Here is a 22,197-nt window from a genome sequence, read left to right on the forward strand (position 1 = left end):
TGCTGACGACGACGCTGAGCCTCGCCTGGCTCGAGACCGCCCTGCTCACGAGCATCCGCGTGGTGGCGTTCCTCGTCATCGCGCCGCCGTTCTCGCACAACAGCATCCCGCTGCAGATCAAGGGCATGCTCGCGCTGGGCCTCGGCCTCGCGATGTCCGCCCGCGCCGAGGGCGGCGCGTCCTCGCTCGACACCGCGGGCTTCGTCGGCGCGATCGTCGTGGAGCTAGTGACGGGCGCCGCGCTCGGTTTCCTCGTGATGGTCGTGTTCTCGGCGGTGCAGTCCGCCGGGTCGCTCATCGACCTCTTCGGCGGCTTCTCCCTCGCCCAGGCGTACGACCTGCAGTCCATGGTCACGGGCGCGCAGTTCACCCGCCTGCTGCACATGACGGCGCTCACGCTGCTCTTCGCCACCAGCGGCTACCAGTTCATCATCGCCGGCCTCGCCCGCTCGTTCGACGCGGTCCCGCTCGGCGGCGGTCTCGACCTCGGCATCACCGCCGAGCGCCTCGTCGACGCCGTCGTGCAGATGTTCATCGCGTCCCTGCAGATCGCCGGACCGCTCATCGTCGTGCTGTTCCTCGCCGACGTCGGGCTCGGCCTGCTCACTCGCGTCGCACCCGCGCTCAACGCGCTGAGCCTCGGCTTCCCGCTCAAGATCGCCCTCACCCTCGTGCTCGCCGTGACGTTGTTCACGAGCATCCCCGCCGTCGTCGAGGCCCTCACCGGCGACGCGCTCGACCTGCTGGGAGGGCTGGGCTGATGTCGGATGCCTCGGAGCGCAGCGAAGAAGCGACCCCCAAGCGCCGCAAGGAGCTGCGCGAGAAGGGGGAGCTCGCCACCTCGCAGGACTTCACCGCGTGGTTCGGCATCGGCGCGGCAGGGTTCGCCCTCACCGGCGTCGTGACAGCGGGCACGGACGCCGGCGTGGAACAGCTCCTGCTCGTCGACGCCGCCGTCGCGAACCCCGACGCCGAGATGGCCCTCACGGCGCTCAACCGGGGCTTCGACTCGATCCTCGGCACTGTCGGCCCCCTGTTCGCCGCCGCGGTCGTCGCGACCCTCGCCGCGGCCGTGCTGCAGGGAGGCATCCGGTTCCGCAAGAGCCGGCCGCACTACGAGCAGTTCAACCTGCTCACGGGGCTGAAGCGCACGTTCGGCACCCACGCGCTGTGGGAGGGCGCGAAGGCGCTGCTGAAGACCGCGGTCGTCGCCGTCGCCCTGACCCTCGTCGCGCTCGACCTCGTGCCCACCCTGATGAGCGCGGGCGGGCTGCCGCTCGGCGAGCTCATGTGGCAGGCCACCCGCGGCATGGTCGAGCTGCTGCGCGCCGCCGTCATCGCCGGCCTCGCGCTCGCCCTCGCCGACGTGCTCGTCGTCGCCCGCCGCAACCGCAAGAAGTCCCGGATGACGAAGAAGGAGGTGGCCGACGAGATGAAGAACTCCGACGGCGATCCCTTCGTGCGCTCGCAGCGCCGCGCGCGCCAGCTCGCGATGAGCCGCAACCGCATGATCGCCTCGGTCGCCGACGCCGACGTCGTGCTCGTCAACCCGACGCACATCGCCGTCGCCCTGCAGTACGAGCCGGGACGCTCCGCCCCGCGCGTCGTCGCCCGGGGCTCCGACGAGGTCGCGGCGCGGATCCGCGAGGAGGCGGAGGCGAACCGCGTGCCGATCGTCAAGGACATCCCGCTCGCCCGTACGCTGCACGCGGAGTGCGAGGTCGGGGCCGAGGTCCCCGCCGAGCTCTACACCGCGGTGGCGCGCGTGCTCGCGTTCGTCATGGCCCTCAAGCAGCGCGGCACGACATCCGGGATCCACATCGTGCCCGCCTTCCAGCAGCGACTCACGAGGAGGATCGCGTGAACCGCAGAGACCTGACCGGCTTCCTGGTGCCGGTGGCCGTCGTCGGCATCGTGCTGCTGCTCGTCGTGCCCGTGCCAGCGGGGCTGCTCGACCTGCTGCTGATCCTCAACATCCTGCTGTCGCTCGTGATCCTGCTCACGAGCATGTTCGTGAAGAAGCCGCTCGACTTCTCGGTGTTCCCGTCGCTGCTGCTCGTCGCGACGCTGTTCCGGCTCGGGCTCAACGTCGCCTCGACCCGGCTCGTGCTGGGCGACGGCTTCGCCGGGCAGGTCATCGAGGCGTTCGGGCACGTCGCGATCTCGGGGTCGCTCATCATCGGCTTCGTCGTGTTCCTGATCCTCGTCGTCATCCAGTTCGTCGTGGTCACGAAGGGTGCCGAGCGCGTCGCCGAGGTCGGCGCCCGCTTCACCCTCGACGCGATGCCGGGCAAGCAGATGGCGATCGACGCCGACCTGAACGCCGGCCTCATCACGGATGTCCAGGCGCGCGAGCGCCGCGCCGAGGTCGCCGCCGAAGCGGACTTCTACGGCGCGATGGACGGTGCCTCGAAGTTCGTCAAGGGCGACGCGATCGCGGGCATCATCATCCTGATCATCAACCTCATCGGCGGAATCGCCATCGGCATGCTGCAGGACGGCATGGCGATCGAGGAGGCGGTGGGTCACTACACGCTGCTGACGATCGGCGACGGCCTCGTCACGCAGATCCCCGCCCTTCTCATGGCCGTGTCGACCGGTGTCATCGTCACCCGCGCGAACGCCGACATGGAGCTCGGCACGATGGCGGGCGCCCAGCTCGCGCAGTCCCCGCTCGCGCTCCGCATCGCGGGCGGCGCGGCGATCGTCATGGGGCTCATCCCGGGGATGCCGTTCTTCCTGTTCCTGCTCGTGGGCATCGCGCTGATCGTGATGTCGCAGCGCGCCGCGGCGAGGCAGGTGCCGGTCGCGGAGCCCGTGCCAGTGGCATCCGTCGACCGTGCCGACACCCCCGAGGAGCTCATCGAGCAGATGAAGGTGCCGATGCTCGAGGTGCGGCTGTCGACCGACCTCGTCGGCATCGTCTCCGGCTCGAGCGACGACCTGATCGCGCGCGTGCGCGCCCTGCGCCGCAAGATCGCGGGGGACCTCGGCATCGTCGTGCCGCCCGTGCGCACCCGCGACCACATCGAGCTGCCCCCGTCGACCTACGCGATCCGCGTCGCCGGCGTCGAGGTCGGTCGCGGCATCGCGCCGAACGGCAAGGTGCTCGCGCTCGGCGACTACCTCGACGCGCTGCCCGGCGAGGTGACCGAGGACCCGGTGTTCGGGCTCAGCGGCAAGTGGATCCCCGCGGAGCTGCGGCAGAGCGCCGAGCTCTCCGGCGCGACCGTGATCGACCGCGTCTCGGTGCTCGTCACCCACCTGCAGTCCGTGATCGTGCAGAACGCCGCCCGGCTGCTCAGCCGCGAGGACGTCCGCGTGCTCACCGAGGCCGTGCGGCAGGAGAACCCGGCCGCCGTCGAGGAGCTCGTGCCCGCGCAGCTCAGCCTCGCCGAGGTGCAGCGTGTGCTGCAGGGACTCCTCGCGGAGGAGGTGCCCATCAACGACCTCGGGCGCATCTACGAGGCGCTCGCCCTGCGCGCGAAGGCGTCGCTCGACCCCGAGGGACTCATCGAGGCCGCCCGCGGCGCGCTCGGCCCCGCCCTCGCCGCCCGTCACCTCGAGAACGGCGTGCTGCGCGTCATCATGATCGCGCCCGAGCTCGAGCAGTCGATGCTCGAGGTGCTGCGCCCCAGCGAGCATGGCTCGCAGCTGCTGCTCGACCAGTCGCGGCTCGACGCCGTGCTCGGCTCGCTGCGCACCGCGGTGCAGACCGCCACCGCGGCCGGTTCGTCGGTCGTGCTCGTGTGCGCCCCCGCGCTGCGCCCCGCGGTGCAGCGGCTCGTCGCCGGTCAGGGCTTCGCGCTGCCGGTGCTCTCGTACCAGGAGGTGACGGTCGCCAAGCGACCGATCGACACGGTGGGGCTCGTCAATGCCGCCCAGACGATCGCGTCTTGACGGCCGTTCCATCCCCGAGGTGATCGAGCGCCTCCGGGAGGAACACCCCGGCCCCGTGCGCATCCTCTCCGCCGAGCGCGTCCGCGTTCCCGGGCTGCCCGGTCTGCTGGGCCGGCGCCGCGTCGAGGTGGAGATCGAGTGGGAGGAGCCTTCGGCGGCCGACCTGCTCGACGTCGCCGAGCCCGCCCTCTCCTTCGCGACCGCGCCGGCCCAGCGCGTCGGCATCGCGGCGCTGCTCGCCGACGCGGATGCCGAGGAGGCGCGCGACTTCGAGCGGTACACGCCCGAGGCGTCCGAGGGTTCCTCCGCCGCCGTTTCGCCCTCCGCCTCCGTTTCGCCCTCCGCCTCCGTCGAGTTCGACGACGTGCTCGCCCGGCTGCGGCACGACCTCGGTCTCGCCGCGGAGGCCGCCCCGCCCGCCGGACCGCGCCCGCTGAACGGACCCGGCGACCTCGTGCTCGTCGTGGGCCGCGGCAGCGACGTCGACGGCGTGCTCGACTCCATGCTCGGCGAGATGCGCCGTCCCGCCATCTACCTCGGCGGCGAGACGGAGGGCCACGACGCAGCCGTCGCCGACCGGCGGCAGTCGCTCGCCGCGCGGGCCGCGGCCGTGGCATCCGGAGAGACGGTCGTCGTCGGCTGGCGCCTGCCCGACCGCGCCGCGCTCTCGGTGCCGGACGCCCTCGGCGGGCTGCAGCCGGACCAGACCTGGGCGGTCGTCGACGCGGGGCGCAAGCCCGGCGACACCGCCGCGTGGCTCAACGCCCTCGGCGAGGTCGTGCCGGTCGACGCGCTCGCGGTCGTGGGAGCGGATGCCACGGCGAGCGCCGCCACCGTCGAGGACCTCGGCGCCCCGATCGGCTGGGTCGACGGCCAGTTCCGGGCCCGCCTCCGCGGCTGACCCGCGCCGCCGCATCCGTCGCGGGGTACACGCCCTAGAGTTGGTCGCATGCTCGTTCTGACCCGCAAGGCGGGAGAGCGCATCCGCATCGGCGATGACATCGTCGTCACCGTCGTCGAGGTGCGGGGCGACTCCATCCGCATCGGCATCGACGCCCCCCGCTCGGTGAAGGTGCAGCGCGGCGAGCTCATCGACGCCGTCTCGCAGGCCAACACCGCGGCGGCCTCGCCCGCCGACACCGAGGCGCTGCTGCGTGCGGCGCTCGGGGCACCGCGGCCCGCCGCGCGGCCGGAGGGCGACGAGAGCTCGCGCTGAGCTCGGCGTCGCCTCGGCTCAAGCGTTTTGACCTCGCTCGCTGAGCGGCGCCGCACGCTGGGCTCCGCTCGCTGAGCGGCGCCGCGCTCAGCCGCAACGTCTGCTTCCGCTCGCCCCGGAAGTGTGCACCCGTGATCTGGTCGCCCCTGGTCCACTGGCCGCCTCGGCAGCCACCCCACAACTCCGCCACGCCGACGCGCGGCGCGCCGCCGGATTGGTTCCGCGCACCCGCGTGGTGTATCGATGAAGAGGTGAGCAGCGTCGCCATGTTCAGCCAGTCCGCGGATGCGTTCCTCGGGGTCGTCTCCCGCATCCGCAACGACCAGTGGACCGAGCCCGGCCTCGGCGTCTGGGACGTGCGCGGCCTCGCTGGCCACACCGCCCGCGCGATCCTGACCACGGAGCAGTACCTGCAGCAGGACGAGCCCGGCCAGGTGTCGATCCCCGACGCGGAGACCTATTACACGGCGATCTACGAGCAGCTCGCCGCGGACGACGAGGCGATCGCCCGACGAGGCGTCGAGGCGGGCGTGTGGCTCGGCGACGACCCGGTCTCGCAGATCGCGGCGGCGCTCGGCCGCACCAGAGCGCTCATCGACGCGGCCCCGCAGAACCGGCTCGTCTCGATCGGCGGCATGGGCATCGCCCTGCACGACTACCTGCGCACCCGCGTCTTCGAGCTGGTCGTGCACACCATGGACCTCTCCCGCGCCACCGGCATCCCGCACAACCTGCCGCTGCACGCCATCGCCGACGCCGCCGCCCTCGCGGCGGGCACCCTCGTGGTGCGCGGCCACGGCGAGGAGCTCCTCCGCGGCCTCACCGGCCGCGAGCCGCTCCCGCCGGGTCTCAGCATGGTGTGACGGATGCCGCGGGGCGCTCCTTCCCTGTTCGAGATGTCACCTGTGGTTGCTGCGGGCACCGCTGAGCAACCACGGCTGACATCTGGGTCGCTAGCCCTGCGGCATCCGCTCCATCAGCCGCGGTTGTCACGGATAGCCGCGAACATCCGCGGCTCGAAGTAACAAGCCCAGTTGTGTCACCCGTGGTTGCCCCGCATCACCGCGAGCAACCACGACTGCCATCCGGGACGGGCGGCCCTGCGACACCTCGACGCACCCGCGCTCCCCGAGATGTCAGTTCCACGGGTCATCCGCCGGAATGAGCCGCACAACTGACACCTCGCCGAAGGGCGGCGGATGTCTGGCAGCCGGCCTCCCGCGCTCGTGAACGAGATGCTCCGAATGGCTGCTCTCGAGGCCGCAGAGCAACCACTCGCGACATCTCGACCAGGAGGCAGCGCCCCAAGTGTCAGTTCCACGGGTCATCCGCCGGGATGAGCCGCACAACTGACATCTCGCAGCCAGCGGATGCCGCGAGCTCGGCCAAACACGGACGGCCGGCACCCCGCGAGGGCGACCGGCCGTCCGAGTGCAAGCAGCTCCTACGTGAGCAGGTCGTGGCGCACCACGATCGCGTCGCGGTCGGGGCCGACGCCGATCGCCGAGATGCGCGAGCCCGACATCTGCTCGAGCGCGAGCACGTAGTCCTGCGCGGCGGGCGGCAGGTCGTCGAAGGCGCGGGCGCCGGTGATGTCCTCGGCCCAGCCCTCGAACTCCTCGTAGATGGGCTTCGCGTGGTGGAAGTCCGACTGCGAGACGGGCACCTCGTCGACCCGCACGCCGTCGACCTCGTAGGCGACGCACACGGGGATCTTCTCGAGGCCGGTCAGCACGTCGAGCTTCGTCAGCACGAAGTCGGTCACGCCGTTGACGCGGGCGCTGTAGCGCGCGATGGGGGCGTCGTACCAGCCGGTGCGGCGCGGGCGCCCGGTGGTGGTGCCGAACTCGAAGCCGCGCGAGCGCAGGAACTCGCCCCACTCGTCGTGCAGCTCGGTCGGGAACGGGCCGGCGCCGACGCGGGTCGTGTACGCCTTGACCACCGCGATGACGCGGTCGATGCGGTTCGGAGCGACACCGGAACCGGTGGAGGCGCCACCCGCGGTCGCGTTCGACGACGTGACGAAGGGGTAGGTGCCGTGGTCGACGTCGAGCATCGTGGCCTGGCCGCCCTCGAAGAGCACGGTCTGGCCGGCATCCAGCGCCCGGTTCAGCTCGAGCCCGGTGTCGACGACCATCGGACGCAGACGCTCGGCGTACCCGAGCAGCTCGTCGACGATCTCGTTCACCTCGATGGCGCGGCGGTTGTAGACCTTCACGAGCAGGTGGTTCTTCTGCTCGAGGGCGCCCTCGACCTTCTGCCGCAGGATGTTCTCGTCGAAGATGTCCTGCATCCGGATGCCGACGCGGTTGATCTTGTCGGCGTAGGTCGGACCGATGCCGCGGCCGGTCGTGCCGATCTGGCGCTTGCCGAGGAAGCGCTCGGTCACCCGGTCGAGGGTGCGGTGGTAGCCCGTGATGACGTGCGCGTTGGCGCTGACGAGGAGCTTCGAGACATCCACGCCGCGGGCGGAGAGCGCCTCGAGCTCGTGGAAGAGCACCTCGATGTCGACGACGACGCCGTTCGCGATGACGGGCGTGACGCCGGGCGACAGGATGCCGGAGGGCAGCAGGTGCAGGGCGTACTTCTCGTCGCCGACGACCACCGTGTGTCCGGCGTTGTTACCGCCGTTGAACTTCACGACGTAGTCGACGCGGCTGCCGAGGAGGTCGGTCGCCTTGCCCTTTCCTTCGTCGCCCCATTGGGCTCCGATCAGCACGATCGCGGGCATCGTCTCTCCCTATCTGGTCGGGGGATTGCACCCCATCCTATCCAGCGCTGCGACCAGCAATTTCTAGTGGCATTGGTCACTAGTCCCTCTAGTGGAACATCCTCCAGATCGATGGGAGACTTCCGGCGCAGCCTCCGCTGGACCTTTCCGATATTCCGTTGCAGTTGCACGGACCTTGAAGGTCATGGGCGAGGGGCTCCAGAACGGGGTCCAGGTGACTACCGATACGTCTTCCAATCCGACCGGCACCCCGATCATCGGCACCGCCGGCGGATTCGATCTCATCGACTATTCCGAAATGATGGCGCGGCTCATGGCCGAGCACCCGACGCTTTCCCGTCACTTCATCGAGGCGATCGCCGTGCGCGAGCACGAGGCGATGCTCGGTGCCATGCTCCTCGCCGTGCCCGCCGCCCTCGAAGACGGCGTCCGCGAGCAGTTGGTGCGGAGCGACGCCGGCGAGGTCGCGGCCTAACTACTCGGCAGCGTCGCGTGCTGGCGGATCCAGCCGTGCATAGTGATGGCCGCCGCCGCCGACGCGTTGATGCTGCGCGTCGACCCGAATTGTGCGATCTCGACGACGGCGAATGCCGCGGCGAGCGCCTCCTCGCTGAGACCCGGGCCCTCCTGGCCGAACAGCAGCACGCAGCGCTCCGGGAAGTCGAACGTCTCGACGAGCACCGACCCCTCGACGTTGTCGACGGCCACGATCGGAAGCTCGTGCTCGCGCGCCCAGGCGGCGAACTCCGCGACATCCGCGTGATGCAGCACGTGCTGGTAGCGGTCGGTGACCATCGCACCGCGGCGGTTCCAGCGGCGCCGGCCGATGATGTGCACGGTCTCGGCGAGGAACGCGTTCGCGGTGCGCACGATCGAGCCGATGTTCATGTCGTGCTGCCAGTTCTCGATCGCGACGGAGAACGGATGCCGCCGGGTGTCGAGGTCGGCGACGATCGCGTCCATCCGCCAGTACCGGTACCGGTCGATCACGTTGCGGGTGTCGCCGTGCTCGAGCAGCTCGGGGTCGTAGTGCTCGCCGGTCGGCCACTCCCCCGGCCACGGCCCGACGCCGTGCGTCGTCCACTCGTGGGTCGGGGTCGGCTCAGTCACGCGTCGATCCTGCCGCATCGCTGCCGCACCCGTCGGTCGAGCTCATGAGTGGGCGCGCGGCGCGCCGGGCGGCCGCGGCGTGTCATCCGCGTCGCTCGTGATCAGCGCCGGTTCCACCCGCGGGCGCGAGGCGGAGCAGATCATGAGCAGGCACGCGCCACGCCGGGCGGGCACGGCGAGTCATCCGCGTCGCACATGACCTACGCCGACCCGGCACCCCGTCCGGCCCCTGCCGGCGGCGTCACACGAACCTCGCCCTCGGGCGCGCCCAATACCATTGCGGCATGACTGCCCGCGAGGACATCGAGTGCTGGCTCACCGACATGGACGGCGTGCTGGTGCACGAGAACCGGCCGATCCCGGGTGCCAACGAGCTGCTGCAGCAGTGGCGGCACCAGGACAAGCCCTTCCTCGTGCTCACCAACAACTCGATCTTCACCCCGCGCGACCTCTCCGCACGCCTGCGCGCCTCCGGCCTCGACGTGCCCGAGGAGTCGATCTGGACCAGCGCCCTCGCCACCGCGGAGTTCCTCAAGTCCCAGGCCCCCGGGGCGAGCGCGTTCGTGATCGGTGAGGCGGGCATCCTCACCGCCCTGCACGAGGCCGGCTTCATCATGACCGAGACGAACCCCGACTACGTCGTCGTCGGCGAGACCCGCAACTACAGCTTCGAGGCCATCACCAAGGCCATCCGCTTCATCGGCGCCGGCGCCCGCTTCATCGTGACCAACCCGGATGCCACCGGCCCCAGCCGCGAGGGCCCGCTGCCCGCCACCGGCGCGATCGCCGCCCTCATCACGAAGGCCACCGGCCGGGAGCCCTACGTCGTCGGCAAGCCCAACCCGATGATGTTCCGCTCCGCGCTGAACAAGATCGGCGCCCACAGCGAGACCACCGGCATGATCGGCGACCGCATGGACACCGACGTCGTCGCCGGCATCGAGGCGGGCCTGCACACGGTGCTCGTGCTCACCGGCATCAGCGACCACGCCGAGATCGAGCGCTACCCGTTCCGCCCCAACGAGGTGCTCGACAGCGTGGCCGACCTCCTCGTGTCCGAGCCGTTCGAGACCGACGTCCTCTGAGAACGTGCGGCTGCGGGTCACCTCAGCCACCACCAGGCGGGTCTTCGGGTGCATCCGCCTGGCCGTCGCGCTGCTCGCGGTCGTCACGCTCTGGTCGTACCTCGCGAGCCTCGGTGGCACGGCCGGCCCGGTAATCGGCAACTTCCTGTCGTACTTCACCGTGCAGAGCGCGCTGCTCGCCGTGCTGCTGTGGATCGCGGGCGGCATCCGGGCGCTGAGGGCGCCGACCGACGGCGGATGGCTCGGGGCCGCCCGCCTGCTCGTGACGACGTACCAGGTGGTGTCGGGCCTCGTCTTCATCGGCATCACTGCGCAGGCGACGGCGAGCGGGTATCCGCTCTACGCGCCGTGGTCGAGCCACGTGCTGCACTACGCGTTGCCGGTGTACGCGATCCTCGACTGGCTGTTCGCTCCCGGGCGCCCGCGGGCGCGGTGGCGAGTGCTGCTGCTCGTGCTGGCGTTCCCCGCGGTGTGGACGGTCTACACCGTCATCCGCGGCGGCATCGTCGGCTGGTACCCCTACTTCTTCCTCGACCCGATCCAGGTGACGCCACCGATCACGGTCGGGGCGTGCGCGCTCGCGGGCGTGATCTTCGCGGCGGTGTGCGCGGCGCTCATCGCCTCGGGCCGGGTGCTGCCGCCGGAGGTGCGGCACACCGCCGCCGCGGTGTCGGAGGACGAGGTGCGCGAGCTGACCCTGTCCGCCCGGTAGCTAGGGTTCGCTCGGCTCCGCCGTCTCGGTCGGCGCGGTCGAGGCGCCGGGCGCCGCCCGGAACGGCACCAGCGCCGCCACGGCGAGGTCGAGCACCTGCTGGTCGCCGAGCCGGGCGAGGTACTCCGCCGAGTCGGCGGCGGCGACGCCGATCAGCACGGGTTCACCGGTCGAGGGCTCGAGGTTGATCCAGCACGCGAAGCGGCTGTCGGTGCCCGTGACGGTCCACAGCGTGGCATCCGTGTCCCAGAAGGGAGCCTCCCAGCGCAGCAGTACGCTCTCGCGGCTGCCGACGCCCACGAGGTCGAGCGCGTCGAGGTGCGCCTGCGGCAGCGGCGGGTCGAACGTGACTCCGCCGGCCTTGAGCACGCCGAGCGGCACGGCGACGACGACGCGGTGCCCGGACAGCGACTCGCCGGTGCTCAGCCGCACGCCGACGGCGTCGTCGCGCACGTCGACCTCCGCCACGCCGCTGCCGAGCCGCACGTCGAGGCCGTCGAGCAGCGACCGGACGAGGTTCTCGAGGCCGCCGGTCACCGCGACCGGGCGGCCGACGTCTTCGCCGTCGCCGATGAGCTCGAGGGGATCGATGCGCTCCTGCACGCCGTTCTTCGCCGAGACCGCTGTGCTCGCGGCGCCGGTGCGCGGCTCGATGACGGTGCGCAGGTACGCGCCGAGCGAGGCGGAGTCGACGCCCGGCTGCGCGGCGATCGCGGCGCCGAGCGCGGAGAGCAGGCTGACGTCCTCGGGAGCGTCCGCGGCGAGCGCGAGGGCGGATGCCACGACGCCAGAGCCGGAGACCGGTTGCTCCCCCGGGCGGCCGTCCGCGTCGCGCACCTCGCGGCCGAACAGCGGGGTGGTCTCGATGCCCTGCTCGAGGAGCACGGCGAGCAGCTCGGCATCCGCCTCGGTGTCGAGGAAGGCGGCGCCGCGCTCGACGGGGAAGGGCCACCGGTCGTCGGCGACCGACCCGATGCGCCCGCCGGAGCGGTCGCGTGCTTCCAGCACGATGACCTCGTAGCCCTCGGCGGCGATCTCGGCCGCGGCGGTCGCGCCCGCGATGCCGGCGCCGACGACGAGCACGCGGTCGCCATCCTCGGCCACGCCGAGCACCTCCTGCGCGGCGCGGAGCCCGGACCGCCAGGCGCCGGTGACCATGCCGGGGTGCTCGACCGCGGTGTGCTCGCCGGCGAAGAAGAGGCGTCGGCCGACGCTGGAGCCGAGGGTCGCGCGTGCCTCGGTGGTGCCGCCGACGGCGAGGAAGCTCGTGGCCCCGAGGAAGGCCTCGTTGGTGCTCCATGTCGACCGCTCGAACGCGGCGGGCGCGGGCAGCGAGTCGTTCGAGGGGCTGGGCTCCGGCTCGGTGGTCGGGGTCGGCGTCGCGCTCGGCTCCGGCTCGTCGGTGGTGCACGCGGCGAGCGCGAGCACGCCGACGCCTCCCAGCAGGAAGCCGCGTCGCGTGAACCCAGCCGTCATGCCTACGTTCTACTCCCCGCCGGCCGCGATCGAGCCCTCGAGGGGCTCACCGGAGCTGCGGCTCGCGAAGCAGTAGTAGTCGCGGTAGCCCGCGTCCCACTCCTCGGCGGTCACCGGGTAGCTGCCCTCGAGCTGCAGGTCGCGGTAGGCGCTCGCGAGGTCGAGGTCGATCGCGCCGGGGGTGCTGCACAGCGAGGCGATCTGCTGCTGCAGCGCCTCGACGCCGGGATACGCGGTGGGGTCGTCGTCGGCCAGGAACGCGCCGCGGAACACGAGCTGCGCCGGGTGCGACTCGTCGCAGTCGACGACCGTGAACTCCTCGGCGAACGGTCCCGTGTACGGGTCGAGGCACTCGCCGCCCGCGAGCTCGTTCCAGGAGTAGGTGCCGGGCTCGAGCGGGGCGTCGGGCAGCTCGTCGTCGGCGGGCGGCACCGGCAGCGCCGTCACCGTGGGGGTCGGCAGCGACACGACCTCGGGCGCCGGGGCGAGCCGCGTGCCGAGGATGAACAGGCCGATCAGCGCGATCACGACGACGAGCGCGGCGGCGACCAGGCCCAGCCGGACCTCGCTCCTGGTGAGCGGCGGGCGACCGCTGCGGGGAACGGATGCCGCGGCGACGTCGGCCTCGTCCGTCCGGCGCGACCGCCGCGTCTGCTGCTCGACGATCGCGGGGTGCGTGAACGGCACCGGTTGCTGCGGGGAGTCGAAGACCGGCACCGGGCCGGTCGGGGCGCCTCCAGCGCTGAGGCTCCAGCTCTTGTTCGACACCGGGGCGGCGTCGGACTCGCGAGGCGCGCGGGGCCGCGGCAGGTGATGCGTCGGCATCGCGTGGGTCGCGTCGTCGTCCGGGTCGGCAGGCGCCGCGTCGCCCACGGCGGCCGTTCTCGCGGGCGGCGGGGTGGGGGCGGATGACACGGGAGTCGCCCCTGCGAACGGGATGCGGTGTTCGAGCAGCGGGGGCGGCGGCTGGTTCTCCAGCCGCTCGGCCTTGGGCGTCGGCACGTGGTGGGTCGGCAGCGCCTGCGTCGCGTCGTCGTCCGCGGGGGACGCCGGTCGGGCGGGGGCGGACGGAGCGGAGGCCGAGGGCGCGGGTGCCGAGGTCGCGGACGGCACCGGCGACGCGGACGGTGCGGGCGCGGCGGCCGGTGGATACGAGCGCGGCGGCATGGTGGGCGGCGGCGACGCGGCGGGTGGGGCGACCGGCGGGTACGAGCTCGGTGGCACCGCCGGCGGTGGGGTCGGTGCCGACTCGCGCGGCATGGGACGCGGTGCGAGCGGAACCGGACGCGCGGCGGGGGCGGTCGGCTGCTCGGGCGCGGCGGGCTCGTCGGCGTCGTCGGAGGACGACACGATCTCGGTCCACCACGTCGGGGGCGCGGCGGGATCGGAGGAGGTCAGCCCCGGGTCATCCGTCGCCCCGGTCTTGCCCTCGTCGCGGTCGGACGTCACGGGGCGAGCCCGAGGTCCTCGAGTCCGATGGCGGCGTAGTAGGGGTAGCCCGCGCCCTCGATGACCTCGCGCGCGCCGGTCGAGCGGTCGACGACCACGGCGACGGCGGCGATCTCGGCGCCGACCTTCTTCAGCGCCTCGATGGCCTTGAGCGGGGAGCCACCCGTGGTGGAGGTGTCCTCGAGCACGATGACACGCTTGCCGGCGAGCTCGGGGCCCTCGACCTGCTTGCCGCGGCCGTGGTCCTTCGGCTCCTTGCGCACGACGAACGCGTCGTACGACAGGCCGCGGGCGGCGCCCTGGTGCAGCACGGCGGCGGCGATGGGGTCGGCGCCCATCGTGAGCCCGCCGACCGCGGAGACATCCGGGATCTCGGCGATGAGGTCGACCATGACCTGACCGATCAGCGGCGCGACGCGGTGGTCGAGGCTCACCTTGCGGAGGTCGATGTAGTAGCTCGCCTTCTTGCCGCTCGTGAGCGTGAAGTCGCCGTGGAAGACGGCCTCGGCCGAGATGTGGTCGATGAGCTGCTGGCGGGCGTCGGTCACGAGTCAAGGGTAAGCGGAGGTCGGAGAGGTGACAGCGGGGGCCGCTACCGTGACCTCATGCGTGTCGCCACCTGGAACGTGAACTCGATCCGCGCCCGCTCCACCCGCGTCGTCGACTGGCTCGTGCGCGAGGACATCGACGTGCTCGCGATGCAGGAGATCAAGTGCAAGCCCGAGCAGTTCCCGGCCGAGGAGTTCGAGCAGGCCGGATACGAGCTCGCCATCCACGGCCTCAACCAGTGGAACGGCGTCGCGTTCGCGAGCCGGCTGCCGATGGAGGACGTCGTCGACCACTTCCCCGGGCAGCCCGGATTCCTCAAGGGGCAGGAGGGGCCTGACCTGCCGCTCGAGGCCCGCGCGATGGGCGTCACCGTCGAGGGCCTGCGCCTCTGGAGCCTCTACGTACCGAACGGCCGCAGCCTCGGCGACCCGCACTACGAGTACAAGCTCGACTGGCTGTTCCGGCTGCGCGACCACGCGAAGCAGTGGCTGCAGGAGAACGACGGCGCCCCGCTGGCGCTGATGGGCGACTGGAACATCGCCCCGCTCGACGTCGACAACGGCGACCCCGCGGTGGTCGAGGGCTTCTCGACACACGTCTCACCGCCCGAGCGCGAGGCGTTCTTCGCGTTCGAGGACATCGGGATGACCGATCCCGTGCGGCCGCTCGTGCCCGAGGGCCTCTTCACGTACTGGGACTACAAGCAGCTGCGCTTCCCCCGCAACGAGGGCATGCGCATCGACTTCATCATCGGCAGCGAGAGCTTCGGCGACCTCGTCACCGGCGCGACGATCCACCGCAACGAGCGCAAGGGCACGGCGCCGAGCGACCACGTTCCGGTGCACGTCGACCTCGAGCTCGAGGTGGGCGACGAGGACGACCGTCCGATGATCTTCTAGGCACTGTCCCCTGAAGACGGGCTCGCGTACCCCGCTGTCCCCCGTCTAGGCTTCGGTGGTGCCCGCCTCCACCCGTCTCGCACTCGGCGCCGTAACCGGTCTGCTCGCCCTCTCCCTCTCGGCCTGCGCCTCCCCCGCGAGTTGCCAGGTCGAGCCCACGAAGGCTCCCGACACGGGCGCGCTGTTCGGCGTCAACCTGAACTGGGGCGAGGAGACGCTGCAGGAGTTCAGCGAGCGGATGGGCTTCGCCCCCGCCGTCGCGGTGTCGTTCGCGGGCTTCCCCATGAGCAAGCAGGAGATCGAGTGGTTCGGCGGCGCCGTCGACCAGGTCGAGCAGGAGGGCGGCACGCTGCTGCTCACGCTCGAGCCGCACGACGGGCTCCGCCTCGACCAGGACGACGTCGACGCGCTCGCCGAGCGGCTGACCGAGGTCAACGAGCGCGGCGTGCCGGTGGTCGTGCGGTTCGCGCACGAGATGAACGGCTCCTGGTACGAGTGGGGCCAGCAGCCCGAGGCCTACGTCGCCGCGTTCCGGCAGGTCGCCGACGCCGTGCACGACACCCCCGCGTCGACGATGATGTGGGCCCCGAACTACGGCGGCGGCTACCCGTTCACCGGCGGGCAGTACGAGTCGAAGCCGGATGCCGCGGACTTCGGTCTCCTCGACCTCGACGGCAACGGGCGGCTGACCATGGCGGACGACCCCTACGCGCCCTATTACCCAGGCGACGAGTACGTCGACTGGGTCGGCATGTCGCTGTACCACTGGGGCGACGTCTACCCCTGGGGCGAGAACGAACTGCCGGAGGACGACAAGTTCGTGAGCCAGCTGCGCGGTGAATACCGCGGGGCGGGCGGCGACGACACGGTGCTGCCCGACTTCTACGGCACCTACGGGGAGCAGCACGGCAAGCCGGTGGCGATCCCCGAGACATCCGCCCTCTTCAACACCAACGCCGACGGGCCGGACGAGCTCGACATCAAGCAGCGCTGGTGGCGCCAGGTGTTCGGCGAGCAGACCGCCGCGCAGCTGCCGCTGCTGAAGATGATCAACTGGTTCGACTGGAGGAAGGACGAGGTCGAGATCGGCGGCGAGGTCGACTGGCGCGTCTCCGGCAAGGTGCGCGACGAGTTCCTCGCCGACCTGCCCGACGACCTCGAGTACGCGACGGGCAGCCCGCGCTGCTGACCCGTCCGGCGGTCGAGTAGCGCCGCCCTTCCGGCGTAGACCAGCCCCGCCGGTCGAGTACCGCCGAAGGCGCGTATCGAGGCCCTTCCCCTCAGCGGCACACGCGCGCCAGGCTGACCCCATGCCGGTGCACCGCATGACGAGAACGGATGCCGCGACCGCGGCCTCCCTGCTCGACGCGTTCAACCGCGAGTTCGACACCCCGACGCCCGGTGTCGACGCGCTCACGGCCCGGTTGGCCGTACTCGCCGGTCGCGACGACGTGGTCGTCCTCCTCGCGGGCGAGCACGACGGCGTCGCCGTCGTCTCCTTCCGCCAGAGCGTCTGGGCCGACGGCACGATCGCGCTGCTCGACGAGCTCTACGTGCGCCCGGCGCTCCGCGGTCGGGGCCTCGGCTCGGAGCTGCTCTCCGCAGCGTCCGACACCGCCCGTGCCGGCGGGTCCGAGGAGCTCGAGATCAACGTCGACGGCGAGGACCACGACGCCCGCCGCTTCTACGAGCGCCACGGCTTCACGAACATCGAGCCGGGCGCCTCCGAGCCCATGTACTTCTACTACCGCCGACTCGTCTGACTCCGTTCCGCTGCTTCTTTGCGCGGGAACCGGCGCCGACGCAACGATCGAGCGCTGCGCGCCGGTCGGCGGCCGTCGCGGCGTCACTAGCCTCGGAAGCGAGTCCAGCACCACCACGACCAGACGACGGGAGGGACACCATGACCAGCATCAATCTGCCTGCGGCCATCATCGGAGAGCCCGAGGTCGTCGAGGACGGCCGCATCGCGACCGCGGAGGAGGTGGCCACGCATCCCGCCTGGCTCGCGCTCAAGGCCGCCGCGCTCGAGCTGCGTCCCCACCAGATCAAGGACGGCTCGATTCCGGATGCCGCCGCGCACGGCGCCGCGCGTGAGCACGTCGCCACCGTCTCTCGCACCCTTCGCGAGCTCGCGCCCCTGCTCCCGCACGACGCGGCGTACCTCGAGGCGGCCGCGGTCGACTTCGAGCGCTGGGCGGCGGAGGGCTTCGGCGTGCCGGACTTCCACGACGCGCTCGTCGCGTTCCGGCCGGAGCTGACCCGCGCCGACGGGCTCGCGCACGTCGTCGTGTTCCCGATGTACACGCAGAACGGCTCGCCCGACCGGCTCGTCGAGGCGGTGCTCGTCGAGGTCATCTGGCCCGAGTTCGTCGCGCAGCTGGAGGCATCCGACTACTCCAACGCCCTGTTCGTGCCGATCCGGTTCGTGGACTTCACGCCGGGCTACGACACGAACTCGGCGGTGCTGTTCCCCGAGACGGTGCCGGTGCGCGAGATCCCGCCCTTCACGTGGGGCGCGATCTTCGCCGACCGGGAGGCCGCGCGGTTCCGCCGCGTGGTGAAGGCCGCCGCCGAGATCACGCACCTCGAGCTGCCGGAGGACGCCCAGCGGATGCTCGACGACCAGCGGCTCGCGGAGGAGACCTTCGTGATGTGGGACCTCATCCACGACCGCACTCACATGCGCGGCGACCTGCCGTTCGACCCGTTCATGATCAAGCAGCGGATGCCGTTCTTCCTCTACTCGCTGGAGGAGCTGCGCTGCGACCTGACCGCGTTCCGCGAGTCGGTGTCGATCGAGCGACGGCTGCGGGCGCAGGAGCTGCTGACCGACGAGGAGCGCACGCTGCTCGAGCGGGCGAAGCTCGTGCAGTACGCGGTGATCTTCGACCGGATCTTCCGGTTCGCGATCACCGGGTCGCGGGTGCGCAACTACGACGGGCTCGGCGGCCAGTTGCTGTTCGCGTGGCTGCACCAGCACCACGTGCTGCACTGGACCGACACCAAGCTCGCGATCGACTGGGACGAGGTCCCGGATGTCGTGAACGCGCTCGGCCGCGAGATCGAGGACCTGTACTGGCGCTCGATCGACCGTCCGAAGACGGCGCACTGGCTCGCCGCGTACGAGCTCGTGTCGGGCACGCTCACGCCGCACCCGGCGTCGAAGTGGGCCAAGCGCGAGCTGCCGCTCGACGGCCCGCCGAAGGGGCTCACCGACCTCGTGATGGACGACGAGTTCCCGCTGTCGATGTTCTACGAGGCGCTGATTAAGAAGATGAGCGACGTCATCGCGTCGACCGCCGGCATCACCGGACGCTCAGAGCTCTGACCGAGCTGCCGCCCGTGGCATCCGCACCAGGAACGGATGCCGCGGGCGGCCCCACCCCTACCGGAGCGGCGACTCCCGCGCCGTTCTGCTCAGGTCTCGCCGTTCTGGTCCGGCGAACGGACGAGCTGCGTTTTCTGCAATGCGTCGCGAACTCTCGTGACGTGACGCAGATTCCGCGGCTCGAAATGGCTCCCGCCCGGAACGGCCCGTCCGGTGCAGCTCTGCTCGGGATCCGCCGCATCGGTTCGGCCTAGATCCCGGATGCCCGGCACCGCGCCTCGGCGCCGCACCGAGTCATCCGCACCCCCGACCCCTGAGAGGATGAAGCACGTGGAACGACTGCACGACCCCGCCGTCCGAGGCTTCGCGAGCGACAACTACGCCGGAGTGCACCCCGAGGTGCTCACTGCGCTGGCCGCCGCAAACGAGGGCCACCAGGTCGCCTACGGCGAGGACCAGTACACGGCCCGCCTGCAGCAGGTGATCAAGGGGCACTTCGGCGAGCAGGCCGAGGCGTTCCCGGTGTTCAACGGCACCGGGGCCAACGTGCTCTCGCTGCAGGCGATGTCGCCGCGCTGGGGTGCGGTCGTCGCGACCACCAATGCGCACATCAACACCGACGAGAACGCCGCCCCCGAGCGCGTCGGCGGACTCAAGCTGCTGACGGTGCCGACGCCGGACGGCAAGTTCACGCCCGAGCTCGTGGCCGTCGAGGCGTGGGGCTGGGGCGACGAGCACCGCGCCCAGCCGATGGTCGTCAGCCTCACTCAGTCGACCGAGCTGGGCACCGTCTACACGCCCGACGAGGTGCGGGCGATCGCCGACTTCGCGCACGCGAACGGCATGCACGTGCACATGGACGGCGCGCGCATCAGCAACGCCGCCGCGGCCCTCGGGCTGCCGCTGCGTGCCTTCACGACCGACGCCGGCGTCGACGTGGTGAGCCTCGGCGGCACCAAGAACGGCATCATGTTCGGCGAGGCCGTCGTCGCCATCAACCCGGATGCCGTGGACGGGCTCAAGTTCCTGCGCAAGACCACGATGCAGCTCGCCTCGAAGATGCGCTTCGTCAGCGCGCAGCTGCTCGCGCTGTACGACGGCGACCTCTGGTACCGCTCCGCGGCGCACGCCAACGCGATGGCCGCGCGACTGCACGCGGCCCTCGTCGACGTGCCCGGCGTGACGTTCACGCAGAAGGTGCAGGCGAACGGCTTGTTCGCGATCCTGCCGCCCGGCGTCGCCGACAAGGTGCGCTCGAAGTTCCGCTTCTACGACTGGAACAACGCCACAGGCGAGGTCCGCTGGATGTGCTCCTTCGACACGACCGAGCACGACATCGACGCGTTCGCGGCCGCGATCCGCGAGGAGATCGGCCGCCTGTAGCGGCCACCGCCGGTTGCATAGCGGCGCAGCCACGAATCGACCCCGCACCCATCGAGATGTCAGTTCTGCGTGTCATCCGCCGCTCTGAACAACCACAACTGACATCTCGCCGCGCCCACCGCGAGACGGACCCCTCCCCCACAAGGCGGATTCCCCCGCCGTTCGCGCCCGTTACCGTGATGCCGTGACCACGACCCTGCCCGATCCCCTCGGCGAGGACTGGCAGCGCCCGCGACCGGACCGGCGCGGATACCGCCAGGACGCGATCCTCGCGGCCGTGCTGTTCGCCGGCGCCCTCGTGAGCTACGGCCTCTACTGGCGCGCGGGCTTCTACGAGGAGCCCGCCCCGCTCGGGCTGAGCCTGCTCGTCATCGCCCTGCACAACCTGCCGATCGCGCTGCGTCGCCGCGCGCCTGAGCTCGTGCTGATCGTTGTGAGCGTGCTGTTCGTCGCCGGACAGCTGCTCTACGTGCCTGAGCTGCTGTTCGCGAACATCACGCTGTTCATCGCGATCTACACGGTCGGCGCGTGGGGCCGCAATCGCCGGGTCGCGATGCTCGTGCGCGCCGCCGTCATCCTGGGCATGTTCGTCTACCTGCTCATCGCGCTGTTCACCACCGGCAGCAACGGCGGCATCGAGGGGCTCTCGATGGTCGGCACCCTCTCGCCGTTCGTCGCTTTCGGACTGATCCAGATCCTCACCAACCTGCTGTACTTCGGCGGCGGCTACTACTTCGGCGACCACGCCTGGCGGGCGGCCCGGGAGCGGGCGACGCTCGAGGTGCGCTCCGCGGAACTCGCCGCCGAGCGCGAGCGGACCGCCGCGCAGGCGGTCACGCGCGAACGGCTGCGCATCGCCCGCGAGCTGCACGACGTCGTCGCGCACCACGTCTCGGTCATGGGCGTGCAGGCAGGCGCCGCGCGACGCGTGCTCGCCCGCGATCCCGAGCAGGCCGTGCGCTCGCTCGAGGCCATCGAGTCGAGCGCGCGCGAGGCGGTCTCCGAGCTGCGCGGCCTGCTCGGCACCCTGCGCGACGAGGGCGCCGAGGGCACCGAGGGCACCGAGACGGATGCCACCGATGCGGCATCGACGCACGGCGTCGAGCAGCTGCCGCAGCTGATCGACGAGGCGCGGCGGGCCGGCCTCACGGCATCCGTCACCGTCGTCGGGCAGGAGCGCCCGCTCACCCCGACCGTCGCGCTCGCGCTCTACCGCGTCGCCCAGGAGGCGGTCACCAACACGGTCAAGCACGCCGGGGCGTCCGCGTCGCTCGACATGCGCCTGCGCTACCTCGACGGCGCCGTCGAACTCGAGGTCACCGACTCCGGCGGCAGCCCCATCGCCGGCGCGAAGGGCGCGGGGCTCGGCCACGTCGGCATGCGCGAGCGGATCGCCGCCGTCGGCGGCACGCTCGAGCTCGGGCCGCGCCCGCGCGGCGGCTACCTCGTGCGAGCGCACATCCCGACCGTAACGGCGGCGACGCCGCAGCCGGTCACCGTCGCGACGGGGGCGGGCGCGTGAGCGGCATCCGTGTGCTCCTCGTCGACGACCAGGACCTCGTGCGCGCGGGCTTCCGTGTCATTCTCGAGTCGGAGCCGGGCATCGTCGTCGTCGGCGAGGCCCGTGACGGCGAGCAGGCGGTCACTCGCGCGGCGGAGCTGCGCCCCGACATCGTCTGCATGGACGTGCAGATGCCCGGCGTCGACGGCCTCACAGCCACCCGGCAAATCATGGCGACGGACGATCCGCCGGCCGTGCTCGTGCTCACCACCTTCGACCGCGACGACTACCTTTTCGACGCGCTCGAGGCGGGCGCGAGCGGCTTCGTGCTGAAGAACGCGTCGCCCGAGCAGCTCGTCGAGGCCGTGCAGGTCGTGGCTCGCGGCGACGCTCTCCTGAGCCCGGATGTCACGCGGCGAGTGATCGAGCGTTCCGCGCGCCCCCGCGCCGTCACCCCGAGCGCCGCCGCGGACGACCTCACCGAGCGCGAGCGCGAGGTGCTCGGCCTCGTGGCCCGCGGGATGAGCAACGCGGAGATCGCGCGCGAGCTCTACCTCGGGGAGGCGACGGTGAAGTCGCACGTGTCGAAGGTGCTGCTCAAGCTCGGGCTGCGCGACCGCATCCAGGCCGTCGTGTTCGCGTACGAGCACGGGCTCGTCGTTCCCGGCGGTTGACGGGTTTCCCGCCGATCCCTGCCGCGCTCTGCCGGTGTCGCATGGAGCGCGTGGCGAGAACCGCTGACGCGCAGGCGAGGCGCGGCCGCGCAAAATCGGTCCCCCGTGCCGTCGCCCCCGGCGACCGCCGGGCGGAGCCCCCGACGCATCCCCTCCCCCTGCAGGCGGAGCCGACGAACCG

Annotated in this window: 21 protein-coding genes; 16 read left to right on the plus strand and 5 right to left on the minus strand. The window is 71.6% G+C overall.

All coding sequences use genetic code 11. The features are described from left to right. Positions 1–2 precede the first annotated feature (2 nt). The 6 genes from JUB10_RS07365 (at position 3) to JUB10_RS07390 (ending at position 5,979) form a co-directional block, all read left to right on the plus strand. Positions 3–761, plus strand: a complete 759-nt coding sequence (locus JUB10_RS07365; protein ID WP_207455994.1) for a flagellar biosynthetic protein FliR — start codon at positions 3–5, stop codon at positions 759–761. Continuing rightward, positions 761–1,864: an EscU/YscU/HrcU family type III secretion system export apparatus switch protein gene (locus JUB10_RS07370; RefSeq protein ID WP_207455064.1), complete on the plus strand. Its 1,104-nt coding sequence runs from the start codon at positions 761–763 to the stop codon at positions 1,862–1,864. Before JUB10_RS07365 ends, JUB10_RS07370 begins: the two co-directional genes overlap by 1 nt. After that, positions 1,861–3,900 carry a flagellar biosynthesis protein FlhA gene (locus JUB10_RS07375; protein WP_207455066.1) on the plus strand — a complete coding sequence of 680 codons (2,040 nt, stop codon included), beginning with the start codon at positions 1,861–1,863 and terminating at the stop codon, positions 3,898–3,900. Before JUB10_RS07370 ends, JUB10_RS07375 begins: the two co-directional genes overlap by 4 nt. Positions 3,901–3,919: 19 nt before the next feature. Next, positions 3,920–4,801: a hypothetical protein gene (locus JUB10_RS07380; protein WP_207455069.1), complete on the plus strand. Its 882-nt coding sequence runs from the start codon at positions 3,920–3,922 to the stop codon at positions 4,799–4,801. A gap of 48 nt (positions 4,802–4,849) precedes the next feature. After that, positions 4,850–5,116 carry a carbon storage regulator CsrA gene (gene csrA / locus JUB10_RS07385; protein ID WP_207455071.1) on the plus strand — a complete coding sequence of 89 codons (267 nt, stop codon included), beginning with the start codon at positions 4,850–4,852 and terminating at the stop codon, positions 5,114–5,116. A 251-nt stretch (positions 5,117–5,367) separates the two neighbouring features. Then, positions 5,368–5,979, plus strand: coding sequence for a maleylpyruvate isomerase family mycothiol-dependent enzyme (locus JUB10_RS07390; RefSeq protein WP_207455074.1), 612 nt, complete (start codon positions 5,368–5,370; stop codon positions 5,977–5,979). A 581-nt stretch (positions 5,980–6,560) separates the two neighbouring features. Here the strand turns inward: JUB10_RS07390 and JUB10_RS07395 are convergent. After that, complete coding sequence (locus JUB10_RS07395; protein WP_207455076.1) at positions 6,561–7,847, minus strand: adenylosuccinate synthase; 1,287 nt, start codon at positions 7,845–7,847, stop codon at positions 6,561–6,563. 184 nt (positions 7,848–8,031) lie between these two features. On the opposite strand from JUB10_RS07395, the gene JUB10_RS07400 reads away from it, so the two are divergent. Then, a complete protein-coding gene (locus tag JUB10_RS07400) occupies positions 8,032–8,322 on the plus strand; it encodes a hypothetical protein (RefSeq protein ID WP_207455078.1) in 291 nt (96 codons plus the stop codon). Here JUB10_RS07400 and JUB10_RS07405 read toward each other — a convergent pair. Continuing rightward, complete coding sequence (locus JUB10_RS07405) at positions 8,319–8,975, minus strand: TrmH family RNA methyltransferase (RefSeq protein WP_207455080.1); 657 nt, start codon at positions 8,973–8,975, stop codon at positions 8,319–8,321. The genes JUB10_RS07400 and JUB10_RS07405 overlap by 4 nt on opposite strands. Before the next feature lie 266 nt (positions 8,976–9,241). Here JUB10_RS07405 and JUB10_RS07410 point away from each other — a divergent pair, with 266 nt between their 5' ends. Continuing rightward, positions 9,242–10,042, plus strand: coding sequence for an HAD-IIA family hydrolase (locus JUB10_RS07410; RefSeq protein WP_207455089.1), 801 nt, complete (start codon positions 9,242–9,244; stop codon positions 10,040–10,042). Between the two features lie 4 nt (positions 10,043–10,046). Continuing rightward, positions 10,047–10,754, plus strand: coding sequence for a Pr6Pr family membrane protein (locus JUB10_RS07415; RefSeq protein WP_207455091.1), 708 nt, complete (start codon positions 10,047–10,049; stop codon positions 10,752–10,754). On the opposite strand, the gene JUB10_RS07420 is transcribed toward JUB10_RS07415, so the two are convergent. From JUB10_RS07420 to pyrE, 3 genes are read right to left on the minus strand one after another with little or no spacing between them, the layout of a single operon-like run. Continuing rightward, positions 10,755–12,230 (minus strand): flavin monoamine oxidase family protein, encoded by a 1,476-nt coding sequence (locus JUB10_RS07420; RefSeq protein WP_207455099.1) that lies wholly within the window; start codon positions 12,228–12,230, stop codon positions 10,755–10,757. A 9-nt stretch (positions 12,231–12,239) separates the two neighbouring features. After that, entirely contained in the window at positions 12,240–13,679 is a 1,440-nt protein-coding gene (locus JUB10_RS07425; RefSeq protein ID WP_207455101.1) for a hypothetical protein, read from the minus strand. Continuing rightward, positions 13,676–14,227: an orotate phosphoribosyltransferase gene (gene pyrE, locus JUB10_RS07430; protein ID WP_207455109.1), complete on the minus strand. Its 552-nt coding sequence runs from the start codon at positions 14,225–14,227 to the stop codon at positions 13,676–13,678. The genes JUB10_RS07425 and pyrE overlap by 4 nt, the downstream gene beginning before the upstream one ends. Before the next feature lie 57 nt (positions 14,228–14,284). Here pyrE and JUB10_RS07435 point away from each other — a divergent pair, with 57 nt between their 5' ends. From JUB10_RS07435 to JUB10_RS07465, 7 genes are all read left to right on the plus strand, one after another. Next, positions 14,285–15,127, plus strand: a complete 843-nt coding sequence (locus tag JUB10_RS07435) for an exodeoxyribonuclease III (RefSeq protein WP_207455111.1) — start codon at positions 14,285–14,287, stop codon at positions 15,125–15,127. A 58-nt stretch (positions 15,128–15,185) separates the two neighbouring features. Then, the gene (locus JUB10_RS07440; protein WP_307859141.1) at positions 15,186–16,316 is read left to right on the plus strand and encodes a glycoside hydrolase family 26 protein; all 1,131 of its coding nucleotides are present in this window, start codon (positions 15,186–15,188) and stop codon (positions 16,314–16,316) included. Positions 16,317–16,437: 121 nt separating this feature from the next. Continuing rightward, positions 16,438–16,890, plus strand: coding sequence for a GNAT family N-acetyltransferase (locus JUB10_RS07445; protein ID WP_207455113.1), 453 nt, complete (start codon positions 16,438–16,440; stop codon positions 16,888–16,890). A gap of 140 nt (positions 16,891–17,030) precedes the next feature. Next, on the plus strand, positions 17,031–18,458 hold the full coding sequence (locus JUB10_RS07450; protein WP_207455115.1) for a DUF6421 family protein: 1,428 nt from the start codon (positions 17,031–17,033) through the stop codon (positions 18,456–18,458). A gap of 321 nt (positions 18,459–18,779) precedes the next feature. Next, positions 18,780–19,841: a threonine aldolase family protein gene (locus JUB10_RS07455; protein WP_207455117.1), complete on the plus strand. Its 1,062-nt coding sequence runs from the start codon at positions 18,780–18,782 to the stop codon at positions 19,839–19,841. A 184-nt stretch (positions 19,842–20,025) separates the two neighbouring features. Then, positions 20,026–21,363, plus strand: a complete 1,338-nt coding sequence (locus JUB10_RS07460; RefSeq protein ID WP_307859143.1) for a sensor histidine kinase — start codon at positions 20,026–20,028, stop codon at positions 21,361–21,363. Continuing rightward, a complete protein-coding gene (locus tag JUB10_RS07465) occupies positions 21,360–22,016 on the plus strand; it encodes a response regulator (RefSeq protein WP_207455119.1) in 657 nt (218 codons plus the stop codon). Before JUB10_RS07460 ends, JUB10_RS07465 begins: the two co-directional genes overlap by 4 nt. The last annotated feature ends 181 nt before the right edge of the window (positions 22,017–22,197 follow it).

The sequence above is a fragment of the Desertivibrio insolitus genome, from assembly GCF_017355965.1.
Lineage (GTDB): Bacteria > Actinomycetota > Actinomycetes > Actinomycetales > Microbacteriaceae > JAFIQW01.

What these genes read in the sequence shown, in the direction of transcription:
- JUB10_RS07420 (WP_207455099.1), bottom strand. Translation starts at nt 12,230, where the DNA reads ATGACGGCTGGGTTCACGCGACGCGGCTTCCTGCTGGGAGGCGTCGGC.
- JUB10_RS07455 (WP_207455117.1), top strand. Translation starts at nt 18,780, where the DNA reads ATGAAGCACGTGGAACGACTGCACGACCCCGCCGTCCGAGGCTTCGCG.
- JUB10_RS07450 (WP_207455115.1), top strand. Translation starts at nt 17,031, where the DNA reads ATGACCAGCATCAATCTGCCTGCGGCCATCATCGGAGAGCCCGAGGTC.
- JUB10_RS07410 (WP_207455089.1), top strand. Translation starts at nt 9,242, where the DNA reads ATGACTGCCCGCGAGGACATCGAGTGCTGGCTCACCGACATGGACGGC.
- JUB10_RS07405 (WP_207455080.1), bottom strand. Translation starts at nt 8,975, where the DNA reads ATGCGGCAGGATCGACGCGTGACTGAGCCGACCCCGACCCACGAGTGG.
- JUB10_RS07395 (WP_207455076.1), bottom strand. Translation starts at nt 7,847, where the DNA reads ATGCCCGCGATCGTGCTGATCGGAGCCCAATGGGGCGACGAAGGAAAG.
- csrA (WP_207455071.1), top strand. Translation starts at nt 4,850, where the DNA reads ATGCTCGTTCTGACCCGCAAGGCGGGAGAGCGCATCCGCATCGGCGAT.
- JUB10_RS07445 (WP_207455113.1), top strand. Translation starts at nt 16,438, where the DNA reads ATGCCGGTGCACCGCATGACGAGAACGGATGCCGCGACCGCGGCCTCC.
- JUB10_RS07370 (WP_207455064.1), top strand. Translation starts at nt 761, where the DNA reads ATGTCGGATGCCTCGGAGCGCAGCGAAGAAGCGACCCCCAAGCGCCGC.
- JUB10_RS07435 (WP_207455111.1), top strand. Translation starts at nt 14,285, where the DNA reads ATGCGTGTCGCCACCTGGAACGTGAACTCGATCCGCGCCCGCTCCACC.
- JUB10_RS07400 (WP_207455078.1), top strand. Translation starts at nt 8,032, where the DNA reads ATGGGCGAGGGGCTCCAGAACGGGGTCCAGGTGACTACCGATACGTCT.